Here is a 20504-nt window from a genome sequence, read left to right as displayed (position 1 = left end):
TGCGCGCTCAGCCATTGGGCAAGCTGCGGCAAACCTGCTGTGCAGCGCTTCCAACACGCCCTTGCAGCAACAGTCGAGCGCGGGCGCCGCCGCGTTCAGGCGGCCGTCAGCGCGGGCCGCAGCTTGGGCGCGCCGGTGATGCCAGGCACGGCCGTCAGGTCCAGCAACATCCGCTCCACAATCGACGCCTGTGGCAAAACGGTACCGAAAAAGCGCGTCGTGACCGAGTCTTCAATCAGGATGGTCGGGAAGTTCTCGACATCCAGATCGTCGAAGCGGTCCGCATGGGTTTCGATGTCGATCCATGCGAAACAGATATCCGGATGCCGGTCGGCCAGTTTGTCGAACGCGTCCCGATAATCACGGCAGGTTCCGCACCATTCCGCGCACAGGCACGCCACGAACAACGTGTCGGGCTCGTTGACGCGCTCGGCGATCCGGTCCTGGTCGGTGTCGAGATTCAGCGCGGGCATGTAGTGGGTTCCTTGCGTACTTTGTCAGATGCTTTGGCGCGAATGTAGCATGGCCAATGCCGGAGGGTGCTCAACCTTGGTCCAGGCGGGGTCGGCCGTGGCTGGCCCGCATAAAGCGGCCGCCGGGCAGCAAGGTCACCTGTCCGGCGAGTTCCAGTTGCAGCAACGTGGTTTGCAGGGCCGAGTCCTCCATCTCGGTGCGGGTTGCCAGGATTTCAAGCGTGGTGGGCGAGTGGCCGAGTGCTGCGAGGAGTCGCTGCTCATCGGGAGTGACCGGGTTGAGGGGCGGCGCGGGCGGTTGTGGCGTTGCGAAGCCGGCGCGGGCCGTTGCCTGCTTCGCTGCAGCGGGTGTCGGTTCCAGCGGCGTTCCTGCTGCTATCGACAACGTGGTCGAGTCAGGCGCTGCGACAGAGCCTGCGCAAGCCGCTTCGCTCCCCATATGCGCAGTCGCTAACTCCGGGTAATTCGCATCGGCGGCCGGCGCCGTTGCCAGCGTGGGATGAGGCTTTGCCGAAGCGCCGACCGGCGGCAGCGTATTGCGCGAGTCGACGCCACCCCAAAGTACCGTCTGCTTTGAAGCCGAGGCAGTATGAACCGCCGGCCGCCTTGCAAAGCCCAACTCTTCCAGCACTTCCTCGGGCGACTCCACCAGCTTTGCGCCTTGCTTGATGATCCGATGGCATCCGCGCGACAGCGGCGCGTGAATCGAGCCGGGCAGCGCGAAGATATCGCGTCCCATTTCATTGGCGAGCCGCGCGGTGATCAGCGAGCCAGAGCGCATGGCGGCCTCGACGATCACCACGCCGCTGGCCAGCCCGGCGATCAGGCGGTTACGCTGCGGAAAATTGGCGGCGCGCGCGGGCGTGCCGAGCGGCCACTCCGAGAGAATTGCGCCCTGCACCGCAATCTGCCGCGCTAGCGCATGATGCGCCGCCGGGTACACGAGGTCCGCGCCGGTGCCGATCACCGCGACCGTGCTGCCGATGCCTTCCAGGCCGCCCCGATGCGCGGCGCCGTCGATGCCGAGCGCCAGTCCCGACACGATGGCCACGCCTGCAGCCGACAGCTCGCGTGCGAAACGCTCCGCGTCTTCGACGCCTTGCGGCGTCGCGCTGCGGCTACCGATAAGAGCGACCGCTCGCGTATGCAACAGATCGAGCCGGCCTTTTATATATAGAAGTGGCGGCGGGTCGGGCATGGTCAGCAACGCGGGCGGATACGCGGGATCATCGAGCGTCACGACCTGATTGCCTGGCAGTTCGCGCCATGCGATCACCGCGTCGAGCTGAGCGTCGAATTCGGGGCCCGGCGGCGCGAGCGCGGCGCGCGCCGCGGCTTCGCCGGCGACCCCGGCCAGGACTTGCGGCGATTGACCCAAAATCGCTCCCGGCAATCCAAAAGCGCTCAGCATCAAGCGCAGCGCCGCGGGTTTCAGCCCCGGTGCGAGCGACAGCCGCAGCCAGGCGGCGAGTTCGATGTCGGTTGCGGGCAAGGTGTGCATTGCGAGTCGCTCCTTCTGCAGGGCCAGCGGGCAGGCGGGCGCCATGCTAAAATTTTCATCATCCGAAATAACCGCAGCGCCGCGCCCACCCGCGCGGGCTCGTCGTTTAGCGCATGTAGCGCGTTGAATCGAACCGGTTCGACACCAGCTATCCTCGGCGCAATACGATGGGCCCACAACCTGGCCGAACGGCCAACGCGAATCCTTCCACGGTCAGCGGCGCCTCAAATCACACTCGAAATCATGGCTTTACTGAATATCCTCAACTATCCGGACAAGCGTCTGCACAAGATTGCGAAGCCGGTCGAAAAGGTCAACGACCGGATTCGCCGTCTCGTCGCCGACATGGCCGAGACCATGTATGCGGCGCCTGGCGTCGGCCTTGCCGCGACCCAGGTGGACGTGCACGAGCGCGTGATCGTGATCGACGTATCGGACGCGCACGACCAGTTGCTCGCGTTCATCAATCCGGAAATCATCTGGTCGAGCGATGAGCGCAAGCTTTCGGAAGAAGGCTGCCTCTCGGTGCCGGGCATTTACGACAACGTCGAGCGCGCCGAGAAAGTGCGCGTGCGCGCCTTGAACGAGAAGGGCGAAACCTTCGAACTGGATTGCGAAGGGCTGCTCGCCGTGTGCATCCAGCACGAAATGGATCACCTGATGGGCCGCGTGTTCGTCGAGTACCTGTCGTCGCTGAAGCAGACGCGCATCAAGAGCAAGATGAAGAAGCTCGCCCACGCGATGTAATGCGCGTTCACCTCGTCCATCGTCCCCGTTCATGAGTCATTCGTTGCGCGTCATCTTTGCCGGTACGCCGGAGTTCGCTGCGGCCGCGCTGGCCGCGATTCACCGCGCCGGTTTTCCGGTGCCGCTCGTGCTGACCCAGCCCGACCGGCCCGCCGGGCGCGGGATGAAATTGCAGGCGAGCCCCGTCAAGCGCTACGCGCAGGAGCATGGGCTCGACATCGCGCAGCCGCCTTCGCTGCGCCGCGCTGGCAAATACCCGGCGGAAGCCGCAGCCGCGATTGAGCAGTTGCGCGCCACGCCGCACGACGTCATGGTGGTTGCCGCCTACGGCCTGATCCTGCCGCAGGAAGTGCTCGATATTCCGCGGCTTGGCTGCATCAACATTCATGCGTCGTTGTTGCCGCGCTGGCGCGGTGCGGCGCCGATCCATCGCGCGATCGAAGCGGGCGACGCGGAAACCGGCATCACGCTGATGCAGATGGACGTCGGCCTCGACACCGGCGCGATGATCTCCGAAACGCGCACGCCGATTTCCGCCGACGACACCACCGCCACGTTGCACGACCGTCTGGCGCAGGATGGCGCGAAGCTCATCGTCGACGCGCTGATCGAACTTGAACGCAACGGCAAGCTGGCATCGACCCCGCAACCGGCGGACGGCGTGACCTACGCCGAAAAAATCGGCAAGCACGAAGCCGCGCTCGACTGGCGCCGCCCGGCCGAGGTCCTCGCGCGCCAGGTGCGTGCGTTCGATCCGTTCCCCGGTGGCGTGGGCACGCTGGATGACGGCAGCTCAGTCAAAATCTGGGCCGCGGTTCCCGCTCAGGCCCAAGGCCACAGCGCGCCCGGCACGATTACCGAAGTCTCTGCCGACGGCGTGATCGTGGCTTGCGGCGAAGCCGCGTTGCGTTTGACGCAATTGCAGAAACCCGGTGGCAAACGCCTGCCGGTGCGCGAATTCCTCGCCGGCTCGACCCTGGCTGCGGGACAGCGTTTTCAACTCCCCGAAGCAAAGTAACAGCCCGCGCATGTCTTGAACATCGACCGTTCGGCCGATGTTCAAGACCACCGCCGCGACCCTGCCGCGCGTTAGAATCCTCCATGCAGTCGCCCAAATTTCGAGGTTTTCAATGTTCGGCATTACCCATTTCGAGTTTTTCGTCGTTGCGGTCTTTCTTCTGAACGTGACGCCCGGTCCGGACACGGCGTACATCGTTGGGCGCAGCGTCGCTCAAGGCCGTGGCGCGGGCCTGATGTCCGCACTCGGCATCTCGGCGGGTTGCTGCGTCCACTCGCTTGCGTGCGCGTTCGGTTTGACCGCGCTGCTGGCCGCGTCGACCACGGCGTTCACCGTCATCAAGTTCGCGGGCGCTATTTACCTGATCTACCTCGGCGCGCGCCTCATTTTCTCCAAACCCGCAGCGCAGACGGCGGTGGCCGACGCACGCGCGGCAGATGCACCCAAGTCGCTGAAGCAGCTTTTTCTGCAAGGCTTCTGGACCAATGTGCTGAATCCGAAGGTCGTGCTTTTCTTCGTATCGTTTTTCCCGCAGTTCGTGACAACCGGCAGCGAACACAAGACGTTCGCGTTCCTCACGCTCGGCGCGGTGTTTGTCGTGATGAGCATGCTCTGGAACAGTTTTGTCGCCTGGATCGCGGGCAGCGTGACGCAGCGCTTTTCGGGCAAGCCTTCGGTGAAGAAGTGGCTGGATCGGGGAGTAGGCAGCGCGTTCGTCGGCTTGGGCATCAAGCTCGCCACCGCATCAAGATGATTGAATTTTCTCTATCTGTCCTTATCTAACGTTTCGCTTACAATCGGGCGCCGCGTTCAAGCGGCGCAGAGATGAAGCCCACGTTTTAGGAGTTGCAGACATGTTCAATTGGGTCAAAACCGCGATGTTGATGGCCGCGATCACGGCCCTTTTCATCGTGATCGGCGGGATGATCGGCGGGTCGCGCGGCATGATGATCGCGCTCGTGATCGCCCTCGGGATGAATTTCTTCTCGTACTGGTTTTCGGACAAGATGGTGCTGCGCATGTACAACGCGCAGGAAGTCGACGAAAGCAGCGCGCCGCAGTTCTATCGCATGGTGCGTGAGCTTTCCACGCGCGCCAACCTGCCAATGCCGCGCGTCTACCTGATCAACGAAGACGCGCCGAATGCGTTCGCCACCGGCCGCAATCCGGAGCATGCGGCGGTTGCCGCCACCACCGGCATCCTGCGCGTGCTGTCCGAGCGCGAAATGCGCGGGGTGATGGCGCACGAACTGGCGCACGTGAAGCACCGCGACATCCTGATTTCCACTGTGTCGGCGACCATGGCCGGCGCCATTTCCGCGCTGGCGAACTTCGCGATGTTCTTCGGCGGGCGCGACGAGAACGGCAATCGGTCGAATCCGATCGCGAGCATCGCCGTCGCGTTGCTGGCGCCGCTCGCCGGTGCGTTGATTCAGATGGCGATTTCGCGCGCGCGGGAATTCGAAGCCGACCGACGCGGCGCGCAGATTTCCGGCGACCCGCAAGCGCTCGCTTCGGCGCTCGACAAGATCCATCGTTACGCGAGCGGGATCCCGTTCCCCGTGGCCGAGCAGCATCCGGCCACCGCGCAGATGATGATCATGAATCCGCTGTCGGGCGGCGGCATCGCGAATCTGTTTTCGACGCACCCGGCCACTGAGGAACGCATCGCGCGTTTGATGGAAATGGCGCGCACGGGGCGCTTCGAATAACGCCGAGTGAAGTGACGGAAGAAGGCGGGCCTGCGGGCCCGCCTTCTTTATTTCAGGCGCCGGAAGAGAGCACAAGCCGAGGTGTCGCCGGATGATTTCACGAACAATCCCAGATAGCGCCACCCGGCGAGTTCGCCTCACCTCTTTTCCGGCTGCCGCAGCGAACCCGCGCCCCATTACTACGCTCGCGCGGTTAGCCTCGGTATGATTGCCCGCCCCTGATTTGCCATGGCTCCGCCGTTGGCCATCAAGCCACGGCGGCCCGCACCCGGCGCCACGCTACAATGTGTGCTGATTGCGCCGCGCGCACCGCGCGGCCTGCCTTTGCCTCTTTCATGACATCAAAGCCTTCTTCGCGTTCTGCTTCTCCGTCGGCACGTCCGCGCGAATCCCGTTTGTCGATGTTGCATCTCGCGCCAGAATCGCTGGGTTTCGCGCTCGACTGTGCCGGTCAGGCCGTCGGCGCCGTGCGTCTCGGCGCGGCCTTGCCGGCCGCGCTGCAATCCGTCTTCGGGTCCGCGCCTGAGGCGAGCGCCGCCGCCGCGCGCGGCGCGGTGCAGGACATCGCGTACCGCACGATGCGGCGTCTCGCGACCGCCGAATGGCTGATCGCGAAGCTGGTGAAGAAGGCGCCGCCGCCGCACGTCGGCCATCTGCTCGCCTGCTCGCTCGCACTGCTGGTCGATGACGAAGCGAGCGCCGCCTACACGCCGTTCACCGTGGTCGATCAGGCGGTGAGCGCGATCGCTGCGCGTCGCGAATTCGCATTCGCGAAGGGGCTCGTCAACGCGGTGCTGCGCAACTTCCTGCGCGAGCGCGAGACACTGCTGAGCGCCGCGCAAGCCGACGAAGTCGCGCGCTGGAACTATCCGGCCTGGTGGATCGATGCGGTCAAACGCGCATGGCCCGACGCGTGGCAGGCGGTGCTCGCGTCCGGCAACACGCAAGGCCCGCTCACGCTGCGCGTGAACGTCCGCCGCTCGACGGTCGACGCCTACCTGCAAGTGCTGCAGAGCCATCACATCGCCGCGAGCCGGGCCGGCGATTACGCGGTCAGACTCGACACGCCAATGCCGGTGGACCGCATCCCCGGTTTCAGCGATGGTGTCGTCTCGGTGCAGGACGCCGGCGCGCAACTCGCCGCGCAACTGCTCGGCGTGCGTGACGGCATGCGCGTGCTCGACGCGTGCGCGGCGCCGGGCGGCAAGACCGGCCATCTGCTCGAACTCGCGAATCTGCAACTCGTGGCGCTCGAAAGCGATGCGTCGCGCGCGCGCCGCATCGGCGAAAACCTGCAGCGGCTCAAGCTCGAAGCGGAAGTGCGCATCGGCGACGCGGGCACGCCCGCGAAGTGGCACGACGATATCGACCAGCCGTTCGACCGCATCCTCGCCGACGTGCCGTGTTCGGCATCGGGCATCGTGCGGCGTCATCCGGACATTCGCTGGCTGCGCCGAGCGTCCGATATTCCCGCGCTGGTCGCCGAACAGCGCCGCATCCTCGATGCGCTCTGGCCGCTCGTGAAGCCAGGCGGCGAGTTGCTCTACGTTACATGTTCGATCTTTCCGGAAGAAGGCGAATTGCAGGCGCAGTGGTTTGGAAACAAGTATCAGGATGCGGTACGATTGGACGCGCCGGGGCAACTTTTACCTTCAGTCGCCCGCGCGCCCGCCGATACCTCGGCCGGTTCCCATGCCGGACAATCCGCTGAAGACAGCGCCGGCGCGAACTCAGACCACGACGGATTTTTCTACGCGCGCTTTCAGAAACGGTGACCATCAAACGCTTCTTCCCGCTTCGGCTCGCTGCCGTGCTCTGGATCGCGCTGGCCGTATGGCTTGCAGCGCCGGGCGCGGCGCACGCTGATTCGATCGCGGTGCAGCGGGCGTCGCTGCAATCTGACAGCAGCGGTTGGAGCCTCGACGCGCGTTTCGACTTCGAACTCAACAGCAATCTCGAAGATGCAGTCAACAAAGGCATTCCGCTCTATTTCACGACCGACTTCGAACTGAGCCGGCCACGCTGGTACTGGTTCGACGAGCAGCCGGTGAGCGTGTCGCAAAGCATTCGCCTGTCGTTCCAGCCGCTGACGCGCGAATACCGCGTGTCGAGTGTGTCGTCCGGTGGGTTGCAGCTTGCCTTCGGCACGCTCAAGGATGCGCTCGCGGTGATCAAGCACGTCACGTCATGGCATGTGATCGAGCGTAATCAGGTGCGGGCCGGCGAGACCTACAACGCGTCGGTGCGCATGCAGCTCGACATCGCGCTGATGCCCAAGCCGTTCCAGATCGACGCGGTGAACAACCGCGACTGGAACCTCGCCTCCGAATGGAAGCGCTTTACCTTCACGGCGACCGAACGTGCTAAATAAAGTGCGCTCAACCACCAGTGTCAGCAGCATCGTCGTGCGCGTGCTGGTGTCGACGGTCGCGGTGACGGCCGTGTTACTGCTCGTGCTGCTCGCCGCCGCGAGCGCGAATACCGAATTCTTCGACCGCTATTACCAGTGGCTGTACGGCGCCAATGTCGCGGTCGCGATGATCTTTCTGCTGGTGGTGGCGGCACTCGTCATCATCATCATCGTGCGGCTGCGTAAGGGTAAGTTCGGCACGCGGCTGCTCGCGAAACTCGCGTTCTTCATGGCGCTGGTCGGCGTGGTGCCGGGCGGGATCATTTACGTGGTCTCGTATCAGTTCGTGTCGCGCAGTATCGAATCGTGGTTCGACGTGAACGTCGAAACCGCGCTCACGGCCGGTCTGAATCTCGGGCGTGGCATGCTCGACGCGTCGCTGTCGGACCTGCAGACCAAGGGCCGCCTGATGTCCGAGCAGATCGCCAGCGCGGACGCCGCCGGCACCACGCTCACGCTGTTGCGCCTGCGCGATCAGTTCGGCGTGCAGGACGCGATCATCGTCGAGCCCACGCGCAGCATGTCGGGCGCGACACCCGACATGCATGTGGTTGCACAGGCCTCCGGCAACTACGCGATGCTCGTCTCGAACGACCTGCCCACGCCGCTGATGATCGAACAGGCGCGCGGCCGCGGCTACGCGGCGATCGAAGGCGAAGTGGACGGCGATCCGCAAGCGCACGGCAGCAAGGGCGTGCTGCGCCTGCGCGTCGTGCAGCGCATCCCCGACTCGAACGCTTCGCTCTTGCAGCCGGCCGAACGCTTCCTGCAACTCACGCAGCCGGTATCGCCGTCGCTCGCGCGTAATGCGGACGCGGTGCAGCGCGCTTATCGCGAGTACCAGGAGAAGGCGCTCGGCCGCACGGGCTTGCGCAAGATGTACATCGGCACGCTGACGCTCGCGCTGTTTCTCGCCACCTTCATCGCGATGATGCTGGCGCTCGCGCTCGGCAATCAACTGGCGCGGCCGTTGTTCCTGCTCGCGCAGGGCACCAAGGAAATTACCGAGGGCGATTACACGCCGAAGCGCGAAATCAAATCGCGCGACGAGCTCGGCTTTCTCACGCAGTCGTTCAACGCGATGACGCGGCAGTTGTCCGAAGCGCGCGCGGCGGTCGAGAACAACCGCATCGCGCTCGAACATTCAAAGGCGTATCTGGAAAGCATCCTCGCGAATCTGACCGCGGGGGTGTTCGTGTTCGACCGGCAGTTCAGGCTCACCACCGCGAATCGTGGCGCCGAGCGGATTTTCCGCCAGCCGTTCCAGACCGTGCTCGGTTCGTCGCTCGATCAGATCGGCGCGTTGAGCGAATTCGGCGGCATGGTCCGCAAGGCGTTTGCCGATCGCGAAGCGGCAAGCGGCGACGGTCACGACGATCGTGGCCACTGGCAGCAGCAGTTCTCGATTCAGGTGCCGGGCGAAACCGAACCGCTCACGCTGCTCGTGCGTGGCGCGCGCCTCGTCTCGGCGGCGGACCGTGATGCCGAAGACATGCAGACCTCCGGCTACGTGGTGGTGTTCGACGACATCTCCGACGTGATCTCCGCGCAGCGTTCGATTGCATGGGGTGAAGTCGCGCGCCGGCTCGCGCACGAGATCAAGAATCCGCTCACGCCGATCCAGCTCTCCGCCGAGCGTTTGCAGATGAAGCTCGCCGACAAGCTGTCGCCATCCGACGCCGACGTGTTAAAGCGCGGCGCGACCACGATCGTCAACCAGGTCGCCGCGATGAAGCAGATGGTCGACAATTTCCGCGACTACGCGCGCACGCCTCCTGCTGTGCTCGCGCATCTGCAGTTGAACGATCTGGTCAGCGAAGTGCTCACGCTGTACGGTATCGAAGAAGGCAAGGGCGCGATCCAGGTGGAGCTCGCCGCGTTGCCCGTGATTCGCGGCGACGCGACGCAATTGCGGCAGGTGATTCACAACCTGCTGCAGAACGCGCAGGATGCGGTAGCCGATGTCGAGCATCCGCGTGTGTTGCTCGAGACGAGGACAGTAGAATACGGAGACCCCGACACGGAAGGCAAAGTACGCGTCGCGGTGCGTCTGACAGTGTCGGATAACGGACCAGGGTTCCCCGCGCGCATCCTCACGCGCGCATTCGAACCTTATGTGACGACCAAGGCCAAAGGTACGGGCCTAGGTCTTGCAATGGTCAAGAAGATCGTCGACGAGCATGGCGCGCGCATCGACATTCGCAATCGCATGAAAGCGGGCGACGTGATCGAAGGCGCGCAGATTTCGATCCTCTTCCTTCAACTGGCGGACGATGCCGCGGCACCCGGTACAGGGCCGCGACCGGCGCACGGCAGCGGTGCGTCGCAGGGAAAGACAAAAGCAACAGTGCAGACAAGGGCAGCGTAAATGGCAACCATCCTGGTGGTAGATGATGAAATGGGCATCCGGGAATTGCTCTCGGAGATCCTGAGCGACGAGGGGCATGTCGTGGAGGCCGCTGAAAATGCGCAGGAAGCGCGCGAGTTCCGTTTGCGCCAGGCGCCGGACCTCGTGCTGCTCGACATCTGGATGCCCGATACCGACGGCGTGACCTTGCTCAAGGAATGGGCGGCGCAAGGGCAACTGACCATGCCGGTGATCATGATGTCCGGTCACGCGACCATCGATACGGCGGTCGAAGCGACCAAGATCGGCGCGCTCAATTTTCTCGAGAAACCGATTGCGCTGCAGAAGCTCCTGAAGGCCGTCGAGCAAGGTCTCGCGCGCGGCAATTCGGCCGGGGCGCCCGGCGGTGCAGCGGCCAAGCCGGTGTTGCCGGTAAGCGCGTCCGCGGTGGCGTCGTCGGCCGCGTTGCCGATGCTGTCCACCGACGGCATGGGCAGCGGCGCGCTGGCCGCGCAAACGGCCTCGATCTCGTTCGACATTCCGTTGCGCGATGCGCGCGATGCGTTCGAGCGCGCGTACTTCGAATATCACCTTGCGCGTGAGAACGGCAGCATGACGCGCGTGGCGGAGAAGACCGGTCTGGAGCGCACGCACTTGTATCGCAAGCTCAAGCAGCTCGGCGTCGATCTCGGCAAGAACAAAGGGGAGTGAGGACACGTGTGAGCGCGGCGCTTCACGCGTTGCTTCCGCCTCGACAGATTTTTTCACGAAGGGGCTTGTCAGACTGAATACCCCTTGATATCATTTCGTTCTTCGTTGGCCCGGTAGCTCAGTTGGTAGAGCAGCGGATTGAAAATCCGCGTGTCGATGGTTCGATTCCGTCCCAGGCCACCAGGATTCAGCCCCAGGAAATCGCAAGATTCCTGGGGCTTTTCCTTTTCTGACGGGCATTCGTGGCTTCGGCTTGCGCGTACGGCTGCGCCAAGGCGCGCTCGGCGGCATTCGGCGTCGCGTGATAAAATCGCGCCAGTTCAAGGACTTGCGCGCAGGCAAATGTGTCACCTGCGTCGCGCCCGGATGCCGCGCGGCACAGGCCGCCATCCGCACCGAACCCTTCGCCCGACGATTAACGGTATAAGCGCCCAGCGACTCTGCCTGCAGAAGGCGCGGCCTATACTGCTTTGGGCCGGCAGCAGTGCCGGCACGCGTCGCGCCGCGTTGCTCGCATGGCGCACCTCGCGCAGCGCGACGCGGCACTCATCATTCACGGAGTTTCACGGTGATCCGCAAAGACGCTAAGCGTAGCGCTCTCGTGCTGTTTTCCGGCGGCCAGGATTCCGCCACGTGCCTTGCCTGGGCGCTCGATCGTTACGAGACGGTCGAAACGCTCGGCTTCGATTACGGTCAGCGTCATCGCGTCGAACTCGATTGTCGCGAAGGATTCCGTCAGGGTGTCGCGCGAGCGTTTCCGGCGTGGGCCGAGCGGCTCGGCGAAGACCATATGATCGATCTGTCGGTGCTCGGCTCGATCAGCGATACCGCGATGACACGCGAGATCGAAATCGAAGCCATGGCCAACGGTTTGCCGAACACGTTCGTGCCGGGCCGCAATCTGATGTTCATGACCATCGCGGCGGCGATTGCTTATCGGCGCGGTTTGCAGGTGCTGGTCGGCGGAATGTGCGAGACGGACTTCTCGGGCTATCCCGATTGCCGCGACGACACGATGAAGGCGCTGCAGGTTGCGCTGAATCTCGGCATGGACACGCGCATGCTGCTCGAAACGCCGCTGATGTGGCTCGACAAGGCCGACACGTGGCGTCTCGCCCGCGAGCTGGGCGGCGACGAACTGGTCGAACTGGTGCGCATCGAAACGCACACCTGTTACGTCGGCGAACGCGCCGAACTGCATGCGTGGGGCTTCGGCTGCGGCGAATGTCCGGCATGCCGCTTGCGCAAGCGCGGCTATGAAGCCTACCTGGCCGGCGAAAACGTCACCGAGCCGCCGCTCTGACAAGCGGCGCACGGCACACGACGAAGCAGCACAACGCAGGCCATCATTTTCAGGAACACAAGGCAGAAAGCAGCATGACTTACGCGGTCAAGGAAATCTTCTACACGTTGCAGGGCGAGGGCGCGAATGCCGGGCGTCCGGCCGTGTTCTGCCGGTTTGCCGGCTGCAATCTGTGGTCGGGTCGCGAGGAAGATCGTGCGCAAGCCGTGTGCCGTTTCTGCGATACCGACTTCGTCGGCACCGATGGCGAGAACGGCGGCAAGTACCGCATCGCCGAAGACCTGGTGCAGATGATCGCGTCGCAATGGCCGCAAGGCGAGGGCGAGCGTTTCGTGGTCTGCACGGGCGGCGAGCCGATGCTGCAGATCGATCAGCCGCTGGTCGACGCGCTGCATGCCGCGGGCTTTGAGATCGCGATCGAAACCAACGGTTCGTTGCCGGTGCTCGACACGATCGACTGGATCTGCGTGAGCCCGAAGGCCGACGCGCCGCTCGTCGTGACCAAAGGTAACGAACTGAAGGTCGTGATCCCGCAGGACAACCAGCGCCTGTCCGAGTATGCGAAGCTCGACTTCGAGTATTTCCTCGTCCAGCCGATGGACGGTCCGTCGCGCGACATCAACACCAAGCTCGCGATCGACTGGTGCAAACGCCATCCGCAATGGCGCCTGTCGATGCAGACCCACAAGTATCTGAACATTCCCTGATTTGCCGTGCTGACGATTACACGAAAACTCGAATTCGACGCGGGTCACCGCATCCCCGATCACCGCAGCCAGTGCCGTAATCTGCACGGCCATCGCTATGTGCTCGAAATCACGCTGCAAGGCGATCTGGTCGACACCGAAGGCGCGCCCGATCGCGGCATGGTGATGGACTTCGCCGACGTGAAATCGCTGGCCGTCGAGCATCTGGTCGACAAGTGGGATCACGCGTTCCTCGTCTACGAAGGCGACACCCAGGTGCGCGGCTTTCTGGAGAGCATGGCAGGCCACAAGACGGTGGTGCTCGACCGCATCCCAACCGTGGAAAACCTCGCCGCTGTCGCGTTCGATATTCTCGCGAACGTGTACGACGCGCACTACGGCGTGAATCTGCGCCTGCACAAGGTGCGTCTGTACGAGACGCCGAATTGCTGGGCCGACGTGGTCCGCGACTAGACCGCAAGGCGCGGCTGCGCGCCCCATAGAAAGTGGCCTGACCCCCGCGTTATTGACACGGTATGATCGCTCCGATAATCACACGGAGCGAGACATGCCGGTCACCGCATTGCGTCGCAGCAGGCATCCAGGCCGAACCGGCCTGCGCCATTGTCTTTGTTCTTGCCGGGCCCACGAGGCCGGCCTGCTTTCCCGCGTTTCAGGCGATCCATGCGATCGCCATCACGGAGCACGGCGATGAGCACCTTCACCAATCCCCTCAAGCAACGTCTGGCGGAAGCCGATCCGCTGTTCGGCCTGTGGCTGTCGCTCGGCAGCGACGCCGCCGCCGAAGCGCTCGCGCACGCCGGTTTCGACTGGCTGCTGATCGACATGGAGCACGCGCCGAACGATAGCGGCGACGTCGCTTCGCAACTGCGCGCGATCGCCGCCGCGCATCTGCCGAGCGAGCCGGTGGTGCGCGTGCCCGCCAGCGAGGGCTGGCTCGTCAAGCGCGTGCTGGATGCCGGTGCTCGCACGCTGATGTTCCCCAACATCGAATCCCCCGACGACGCGGCTCACGCCGTGCGTCTCACGCAATATCCGACCGCCGAGGCGCTCGACGGCCAGCGCGGCGTCGCCGGGGTGGTGCGCGCGTCGGGTTACGGCATGCGGCGCGACTACGTGCAGACGGCCAACGCGCAGATCGCGACCATCGTGCAGATCGAGTCGGCGCGCGGCTTGCAGGAGGTCGAGAAGATCGCGGCGACGCCGGGTGTCGACTGCCTGTTTGTCGGACCGGCCGATCTGGCCGCGAGCCTCGGCCATCTCGGCGATTCGAAGCATGCCGACGTGCAGGCGGCAATGGCGCGGATCGTCAGCGCCGCTGACAAAGCCGGCATCGCGGCCGGCATTTTCGCGATGGACGTCGCGAGCGCGAAGCAGCATCGCGATGCGGGTTTTCGTTTCATCGCGCTGGCCGCCGACGTTATGTGGATGTTGCGCGCAACCCGTCAGGCGTTGCAGGAGGTGAGGTCATGAAGTGCAGGGTGCAGGGAGTCGTCGTGCGGACGGTGGTCGTGGCGGTGTTGCTGGTGAGCGGCGTGGCGAGCGGTACCGCCTATGCGCAGGACCGGGTCGCGAAGTCGAACGATCCGGAGACGCAAACCGCGGTGGCCGACTACAACGCCGGCAACCTGAGCGCGGCGCTGGCCGAGTTTCGCAAGGCTGCCGAGCGCGGCAGCCGGCTCGCCGAATTCAATTACGCGATGATGCTGCTCAACGGTGAAGGCACCCCGGTCAATGTCGACGAAGGCAAAAAGTGGCTGCGCAAGGCCGCCGACGCCAACATGTCGCATGCGCAATACGTGTACGGCAAGATGTACGACGATGGCGAGTTCGTCGGGCGCGATCCGGTCGAGGCGCACCGCTGGTTTCTGAAGGCCGCGCAACAGGGCCACGTGCAGGCGGAACTCGCGCTGGCCAATCAGTTTCTCGACGGGCGCGGCACCGAGCGCGACAACAAGCAGGCGTTCGTCTGGTACAAGAAGGCGGCGCAGGGCGGCGACATGACCGCGCAATACGTGACCGGCTCGTTCTACGAGCGCGGCGGCGACGGCGTGGACAAGAATCTGAACGTCGCGCGCGCCTACTATGCGGCAGCGGCGGCGCAGGGCGATCCGGCGGCGCGTCTGAAGTATCAGCAGCTCAGCGCGCAGTTGCGGGATCAGAAGGAAGTGAAACCGCAGTAAATGAAAAAGGGGCGCTCCCGTGAACGGTGCGCCCCTTGAGCGTTTTGATTCTTCGTTCAGGCCTGCTCCGCTCCAGCCAGCGTCAATCTTCGACCATCGCCGCGCGGCCTCCCGCGCCGCGCTAACTCTGCATCAACCGCTTCTGGCGCGCGACGCTCATGATGAGGCCGATCGCGACCCCCAGCGTCGTCAGCGCGGTGCCGCCATAGCTCATGAACGGCAACGGCACGCCCACCACCGGCAAGATCCCGCTCACCATGCCGATATTGACGAACGCGTAAGTGAAGAAGGCCATCGTCAACGATCCGGCCAGTAGCCGCCCGAACAATGTCGCGCCGTTAGCCGCGATATACAGCCCGCGCGCGATCAACAGCATGTAAAGCGTGAGCAACACGACCCCGCCGGCCAGGCCGAACTCTTCGGAGAAAACCGCAAAGATGAAGTCGGTGTGCTTCTCGGGGATGAACTCCAGATGCGCTTGCGTGCCCTTCAACCAGCCTTTGCCGAGCGGTCCGCCCGAGCCGATCGCGATCACCGCCTGAATGGTGTGGAAGCCCTTGCCGAGCGGATCGGAGGTCGGATCGAGCAGGGTACAGATGCGGTGCTTCTGATAGTCGTGCATCAGCGGCCACTGCACCTCGGGCTGGCAGATCTTGTCCTGAAACGCCGCAATCGAAGCGACCGCGATCACGCCGGCAATCAGCACCGGCACGATCAGTTTGAAGCTCAGGCCCGCGAAGTAAATCACGAAGAAGCCTGCCGCGAACACCAGCACGGCCGTTCCCAGATCGGGCTGCTTGGCGATCAGACCAACCGGCACCGCGAGGATCAGAAGACCCACCAGATAGTCGTACCAGCGCATCACGCCTTCGCGGCGCTGGTAGTACCAGGCGAGCATCAGCGGTGTGGCGATCTTCAGGATTTCCGACGGCTGGATCACCACGCCGACATTGATCCAGCGCTTCGCGCCCTTGCGCGTGAGGCCGAACATCGCCACCGCGACCAGTAACGCGATTCCGAACGTATAGAGCGGGACCGCGAAGCGCATCAGCGTGGTGGGCGGCACATTGGCGAGCCCCCACATCAGCACGAACGTCAGCAGGATGTTGCGCAACTGGTCTTCCACGCGGCCGGGGACGTCCAGACTCGCGCTGTACAGCGTGACGATGCCGACGCACAACAGCAGAAACACGATCAGGGCGAGCGGGCGGTCGAAGCCCGCGAACATCTTCTTGATGCGCTCGAGCCAGGCGCGCTTGTCGAATTGCATGCCTTTCTCCTTACTCGTCGATGCCGCCGGTAACCGGCTGGCGTGGCGACGTGGCCTCGGTGGCGTCATCCCGCGACGGGGCGGGGCGCGTTACGGCTGTCGGCGTCGGGTCGCTGGCAGGACGGGGTTGATGCGGAGCGCCGGATTTACGCGGCGCTGGTTTCTTTGCGGCGGCGCCGGACGCGGAGGCGGGCACCGCCGCCGACGCACCTGCCACCGCTGCGGCGGAGGCCGCTGCCGCCGCGGACGCCGCATTCGCGGCAGCGGAAGACGCCGCAGCCGCAGAGGCCGCTGCTGCTGCCGAAGCCGCTCCGGGCATCGGCAACGCGGTGAAGCCCGCGGCGATTTTGACTGGCTGCGCGCCTTCCTGCGGTGTCGGCGCATCGCCGACCTGCGGCGCGGACGCGTCCTCGGTCGCCGACGCCGCCGCTGCGACGGCCGCCGCCTCGGCACCCGGCTTGTTCTTGCCGACCAGGTAGTAATCGAGCACCTTGCGCGCAATCGGACCCGCCGACTCCGCACCCCAACCGCCGTTTTCGACGATCAGTGCGAGCGCGATCTTCGGTTGCTCGGCTGGAGCGAACGCGATGAACAGCGCGTGGTCGCGCAGATGCTCGGCAATCGCGTGACCTTTGTAGTTCGCGCCCTGCAGCGAATAGACCTGCGCCGTGCCCGTCTTGCCGGCCGCCTGGTACTGCGCGCCGATGAACAGTTTGGACGCCGTACCGTTGGTCACGACGCCTTCCATTGCGCGCTTGATGATGTCGATGTCCGACTGCTTCACCGCGATCTTGTCGCTCGGATCGCGCACCACGGCGCGGGTGTCCTTCGTGATCGGGTTTTCGATGTCGCGCACGAGGTGCGGCTTCATCACGACGCCGTTGTTTGCGAGCGTCGCGGTGGCGTGAGCGAGCTGCAGAATGGTGAACGAGTTGTAGCCCTGACCGATGCCCAGACTGATCGTTTCGCCTTCATACCAGCGTTGCTGTTCGGGCTTGCGGTACGCCTTGCGCTTCCATTCCGTCGACGGCAGGATGCCGCGCGCTTCGCCCGAGATGTCGATGCCGGTGATCTGACCGAAACCCCACGGCTTCATGAAGTTGGCGATATTGTTGACGCCGAGATCGTGCGCGAGCATGTAGAAATACGTGTCGTTCGACACGACGATCGCGCGGTTCATGTCGACCCAGCCCTGGCCCGAGCGCACGTCGTTGCGGAACGTGTGGCCGCCGAACGTGTACGAGCCCGGATCCTGGAAACCCCAGCCCGGCGTGCGCTTGTGCAGCGTCAGCGCGGCGAGCGCCATGAACGGCTTGTAGGTCGAACCCGGCGGGTAGGTGCCGTGCAGCGGCCGGTTCAGGAGCGGATGGTCCGGCGAGTTATTCAGCTCGTCCCAGGTTTGCTGGTCGATGCCGTCGACGAAGGAATTCGGGTCGAAGCTCGGCGCCGACACGAACGCGAGCACGTCGCCGGTTGCCGGTTCGATCGCGACCAGCGCGCCGCGGCGTCCGGCGAACGCCTGCTCGGCGACTTGCTGCAGGCCGATATCGAGCGACAGCACGAGGTTGTTGCCGGGCGTCGCCTGGGTGCGCGACAGCGTGCGCACCGGCCGGCCGCCGGCCGTCACTTCCACTTCCTCGAAACCGGTCTGGCCGTGCAGTTCCGTTTCGTAACTCTGCTCGACGCCGATCTTGCCGATGTAGTCGGTGCCCTTGTAGTTGTTCGCGTCCAGCCGCGGATCGTAGTGGTCCGGATCGCTGTTGTTCTGGTCGCTGGCGTCGTCGATACGGTCCTGGTCGCGCTGCGAAATCCGGCCGATGTAGCCGATCACGTGCGCCGCGGTCGCCCCGAGCGGGTATTGGCGGAACAGGCGCGCGCGCACTTCGACGCCGGGGAAACGGAAGCGCTGCGCGGTGAAGCGCGCGACTTCGTCGTCGGTCAGGCGGGTGCGGATCGGCAGGCTTTCGAAGTTCTTCGAATCTTCCTGCAGCTTCTTGAAGCGGCGCCGGTCACGGGCATCGATCGAGACCACCGTGGCCAGACTGTCGATCACGTTTTCGAGCGAGTCGTTCAGCTTCGACGGCGTGATTTCGAGCGTATAGGCCGAGTAGTTCTTGGCCAGCACCACGCCGTTGCGATCCGTGATGATGCCGCGGTTCGGCACGATCGGCGCGACGGAAATGCGGTTCTCATCGGCCTGCAGCGAATATTTGCTGTAGTGCCAAACCTGCAGGAACAGGAAGCGGAAGCCGATCAGCCCGAAACAGACGAACACGAACAGGCCCGCCGCCGCGACGCGCAGGCGGAACTTCGAGAGCTGTTGCTGAGTGTCCTTGAATTCGGTCATGCGATTCTGCAAAAGGCCGGACGACGGCCATCATGAGTGTGCGCCTGATCCGGCCGGAACCGGAGGGCATGAACAGCGATGCGCGTCGGGCGGGCCGGGCGGATGAGTTCCATCGGAACGGAACGGCCGGCGGGCCCGATGCGGGATCAAATGGGCCGCGTATCGTCCGGATCGGCCGGGCGGCGTTGCGGCATCAACAACAGCACGCTGGCGATCGGCCACAGCGCGGCTTCGACGAAACCGTCGATCAGGTAACCCCAGCCCGGAAACGCCGCGCCCGTCAGCAAACGGATCACGAACGGCACCAGCTGCGCGACGACCAGCAGCGGCATCACCGCGAAGGTCTGCACGCCGAGCGACATCCACAGCACGCGCCGGTGGATCGTGATTGCCCCGTACGACAACAGCGTGTACGCCAGGGCGTGCTCGCCGAGCAGGCTGGCGTTGTGCACGTCCATCAGCAAACCGAGGAAAAACGCGATGCCCATGCCGACTTTGCGCGGCTGGTGCACGTTCCAGAACAGCAGCACGAGCGCGACGAAGTCCGGCACGCCGACGAGGCGCCCCCACGGCATCAGGTTCAGCAGGAACGCCGCAGCGAGGCTGAACGCGATGAAGTACGGATTGACCGGCTGCAGGATGTATTGCGGACGGTTCATGGCTTGGCTCCCGACGCAGCTTGTGGCTTTGCGCTCTTCTCGGGGACCGGTTTTTTCTCGGCGGCGGACTTCTTCTCCGCGGCGGCCGGTTTGGCCGGCGCTTTGTCGGCGGGTTTCCCGGTTACGGCTTGCTCGGCCGCAGCCTTTTCTGCCGGCCTGGCGGCGGATTTATCCGCTGCGCCCTTGCCGTCCGCCGATTTGCCGGCCTTCTTCTTCGCTTCCTTCGCGGCGGCGGCCGCGTCGGGTTCTTCGGGCGGGCGCGGCGGCACGTCGTTGACGTAGTGCAGGACGAGCAGTTGACGCGCACCGCGCACCGGCGCGACCGGCACGCAGACCACGCGCGCGAACGCCGTGTCGGCCTGTTTGTCGACCCGCACGACCTTCGCGACCGGCAGTCCCGGCGGATATACACCGTCGAGCCCACTGGTGACGAGTTCGTCGCCGGTTTGAACGTCGGCGCTGATCGGCACGAAGCGCAGGTCGAGCGTGTCGCCCTTCGGCGTGCCGTAGATCACGCTGCGCAAGCCGGTGCGCACGATCTGCACGGGCACCGCCTGATCCTTGTCGGTGAGCAGCGTGACTTCGGCTTGCAGCGGGAACACGCGCGTCACCTGACCGATCACGCCGTCTTCGTTGACGACCGGCGAACCGTTCTGGATGCCCTGTTGCGCGCCGCGCCCGATGACCACCTTCTGCGTGAACGGATCGCGCGTGTCGTACTGGATTTCTGCAGGCAGCGATTGCGTGGTCGCGCGCTGCGACAGTTGCAGCAGCGCACGCAAATGGGCGTTTTCGGCGGCGAGTTCGGCGGCGGTATTGGCTTTCTGAGAAAGCTGCAGGTCTTTCGTGTGCAGCTTGTCGTTCTCGCTGCGCAGTGTGGCGCTGGTCACGGCCAGATCGGCGGCGCCCATGAAGATGTCGCGCGGCACCAGGGCCGCGCGTTGCAACGGATAAAGACCTGCGCCGAGCACGCCGCGAACGATTTCGAGCGTCTGGAAGCGTGCATCGGAGATCAGCAGGGCCAGCGCCAGCACGACGAAAAACAGCAGTCGTGCCAGTGCGGAAGGGCCTTGCTTGAACAGGGGCGGCGGACTGTATTCCATGGTCGGCGCCGGG

The 20504-nt window shown here is 64.6% G+C and carries 19 protein-coding genes and 1 tRNA gene; 14 read left to right on the top strand and 6 right to left on the bottom strand.

All coding sequences use genetic code 11. From position 1 onward, the window contains the following. Positions 1 to 95: 95 nt before the first annotated feature. The gene (locus tag PQQ53_RS01560; RefSeq protein ID WP_408323140.1) at positions 96 to 473 is read right to left on the bottom strand and encodes a thioredoxin family protein; all 378 of its coding nucleotides are present in this window, start codon (positions 471 to 473) and stop codon (positions 96 to 98) included. A gap of 70 nt (positions 474 to 543) precedes the next feature. After that, positions 544 to 1974 (bottom strand): DNA-processing protein DprA, encoded by a 1431-nt coding sequence (gene dprA, locus PQQ53_RS01555; protein WP_408323274.1) that lies wholly within the window; start codon positions 1972 to 1974, stop codon positions 544 to 546. A gap of 243 nt (positions 1975 to 2217) precedes the next feature. Between dprA and def the strand changes: the two genes are divergently transcribed. The 14 genes from def (at position 2218) to PQQ53_RS01485 (ending at position 15112) form a co-directional block, all read left to right on the top strand. Next, positions 2218 to 2721: a peptide deformylase gene (def, locus tag PQQ53_RS01550; RefSeq protein ID WP_408139761.1), complete on the top strand. Its 504-nt coding sequence runs from the start codon at positions 2218 to 2220 to the stop codon at positions 2719 to 2721. A 31-nt stretch (positions 2722 to 2752) separates the two neighbouring features. Then, positions 2753 to 3739 (top strand): methionyl-tRNA formyltransferase, encoded by a 987-nt coding sequence (fmt, locus tag PQQ53_RS01545; RefSeq protein ID WP_408155965.1) that lies wholly within the window; start codon positions 2753 to 2755, stop codon positions 3737 to 3739. 112 nt (positions 3740 to 3851) lie between these two features. Further along, entirely contained in the window at positions 3852 to 4493 is a 642-nt protein-coding gene (locus PQQ53_RS01540; protein ID WP_408323139.1) for a LysE family translocator, read from the top strand. Positions 4494 to 4593: 100 nt separating this feature from the next. Beyond that, positions 4594 to 5451: a zinc metalloprotease HtpX gene (htpX, locus tag PQQ53_RS01535; protein WP_408139756.1), complete on the top strand. Its 858-nt coding sequence runs from the start codon at positions 4594 to 4596 to the stop codon at positions 5449 to 5451. A 335-nt stretch (positions 5452 to 5786) separates the two neighbouring features. After that, positions 5787 to 7226 (top strand): 16S rRNA (cytosine(967)-C(5))-methyltransferase RsmB, encoded by a 1440-nt coding sequence (gene rsmB, locus PQQ53_RS01530; protein WP_408323138.1) that lies wholly within the window; start codon positions 5787 to 5789, stop codon positions 7224 to 7226. Beyond that, positions 7223 to 7822, top strand: coding sequence for a DUF4390 domain-containing protein (locus PQQ53_RS01525; RefSeq protein ID WP_408139752.1), 600 nt, complete (start codon positions 7223 to 7225; stop codon positions 7820 to 7822). The genes rsmB and PQQ53_RS01525 overlap by 4 nt, the downstream gene beginning before the upstream one ends. Beyond that, on the top strand, positions 7812 to 10229 hold the full coding sequence (locus PQQ53_RS01520; RefSeq protein ID WP_408139750.1) for a sensor histidine kinase: 2418 nt from the start codon (positions 7812 to 7814) through the stop codon (positions 10227 to 10229). Before PQQ53_RS01525 ends, PQQ53_RS01520 begins: the two co-directional genes overlap by 11 nt. Further along, positions 10230 to 10919, top strand: coding sequence for a response regulator transcription factor EsaR (esaR, locus tag PQQ53_RS01515; protein WP_408139748.1), 690 nt, complete (start codon positions 10230 to 10232; stop codon positions 10917 to 10919). It abuts the gene before it with no gap. Positions 10920 to 11026: 107 nt separating this feature from the next. Further along, positions 11027 to 11102 (top strand) — tRNA-Phe (locus tag PQQ53_RS01510). A 385-nt stretch (positions 11103 to 11487) separates the two neighbouring features. Beyond that, positions 11488 to 12222, top strand: coding sequence for a 7-cyano-7-deazaguanine synthase QueC (queC, locus tag PQQ53_RS01505; protein ID WP_408139746.1), 735 nt, complete (start codon positions 11488 to 11490; stop codon positions 12220 to 12222). Between the two features lie 74 nt (positions 12223 to 12296). After that, on the top strand, positions 12297 to 12929 hold the full coding sequence (queE, locus tag PQQ53_RS01500) for a 7-carboxy-7-deazaguanine synthase (protein WP_408323137.1): 633 nt from the start codon (positions 12297 to 12299) through the stop codon (positions 12927 to 12929). Between the two features lie 9 nt (positions 12930 to 12938). After that, a complete protein-coding gene (queD, locus tag PQQ53_RS01495; protein WP_330869617.1) occupies positions 12939 to 13382 on the top strand; it encodes a 6-carboxytetrahydropterin synthase QueD in 444 nt (147 codons plus the stop codon). Positions 13383 to 13619: 237 nt separating this feature from the next. After that, a complete protein-coding gene (locus tag PQQ53_RS01490; RefSeq protein WP_408155958.1) occupies positions 13620 to 14402 on the top strand; it encodes an HpcH/HpaI aldolase family protein in 783 nt (260 codons plus the stop codon). Continuing rightward, on the top strand, positions 14399 to 15112 hold the full coding sequence (locus tag PQQ53_RS01485) for a tetratricopeptide repeat protein (RefSeq protein WP_408323136.1): 714 nt from the start codon (positions 14399 to 14401) through the stop codon (positions 15110 to 15112). Before PQQ53_RS01490 ends, PQQ53_RS01485 begins: the two co-directional genes overlap by 4 nt. A 121-nt stretch (positions 15113 to 15233) precedes the next feature. On the opposite strand, the gene rodA is transcribed toward PQQ53_RS01485, so the two are convergent. The 4 genes from rodA to mreC all read right to left on the bottom strand — a co-directional run bounded on the left by rodA (position 15234) and on the right by mreC (position 20491). Next, positions 15234 to 16382, bottom strand: a complete 1149-nt coding sequence (gene rodA, locus PQQ53_RS01480) for a rod shape-determining protein RodA (protein WP_408139740.1) — start codon at positions 16380 to 16382, stop codon at positions 15234 to 15236. Positions 16383 to 16392: 10 nt separating this feature from the next. Continuing rightward, positions 16393 to 18729 carry a penicillin-binding protein 2 gene (gene mrdA / locus PQQ53_RS01475; protein ID WP_408323135.1) on the bottom strand — a complete coding sequence of 779 codons (2337 nt, stop codon included), beginning with the start codon at positions 18727 to 18729 and terminating at the stop codon, positions 16393 to 16395. A 146-nt stretch (positions 18730 to 18875) separates the two neighbouring features. Beyond that, positions 18876 to 19388, bottom strand: coding sequence for a rod shape-determining protein MreD (gene mreD, locus PQQ53_RS01470; RefSeq protein ID WP_121316258.1), 513 nt, complete (start codon positions 19386 to 19388; stop codon positions 18876 to 18878). Further along, positions 19385 to 20491, bottom strand: a complete 1107-nt coding sequence (gene mreC / locus PQQ53_RS01465; protein WP_408155953.1) for a rod shape-determining protein MreC — start codon at positions 20489 to 20491, stop codon at positions 19385 to 19387. The genes mreD and mreC overlap by 4 nt, the downstream gene beginning before the upstream one ends. Positions 20492 to 20504: the final 13 nt, after the last annotated feature.

Origin of the sequence: Paraburkholderia strydomiana (assembly GCF_046030495.1) — a bacterium.
In the GTDB taxonomy this organism is placed as follows: Bacteria; Pseudomonadota; Gammaproteobacteria; order Burkholderiales; family Burkholderiaceae; genus Paraburkholderia; species Paraburkholderia strydomiana_A.
The sequence above is the reverse complement of the archived record's forward strand: the minus strand, read 5'-3'. Positions and strand labels throughout refer to the sequence as shown.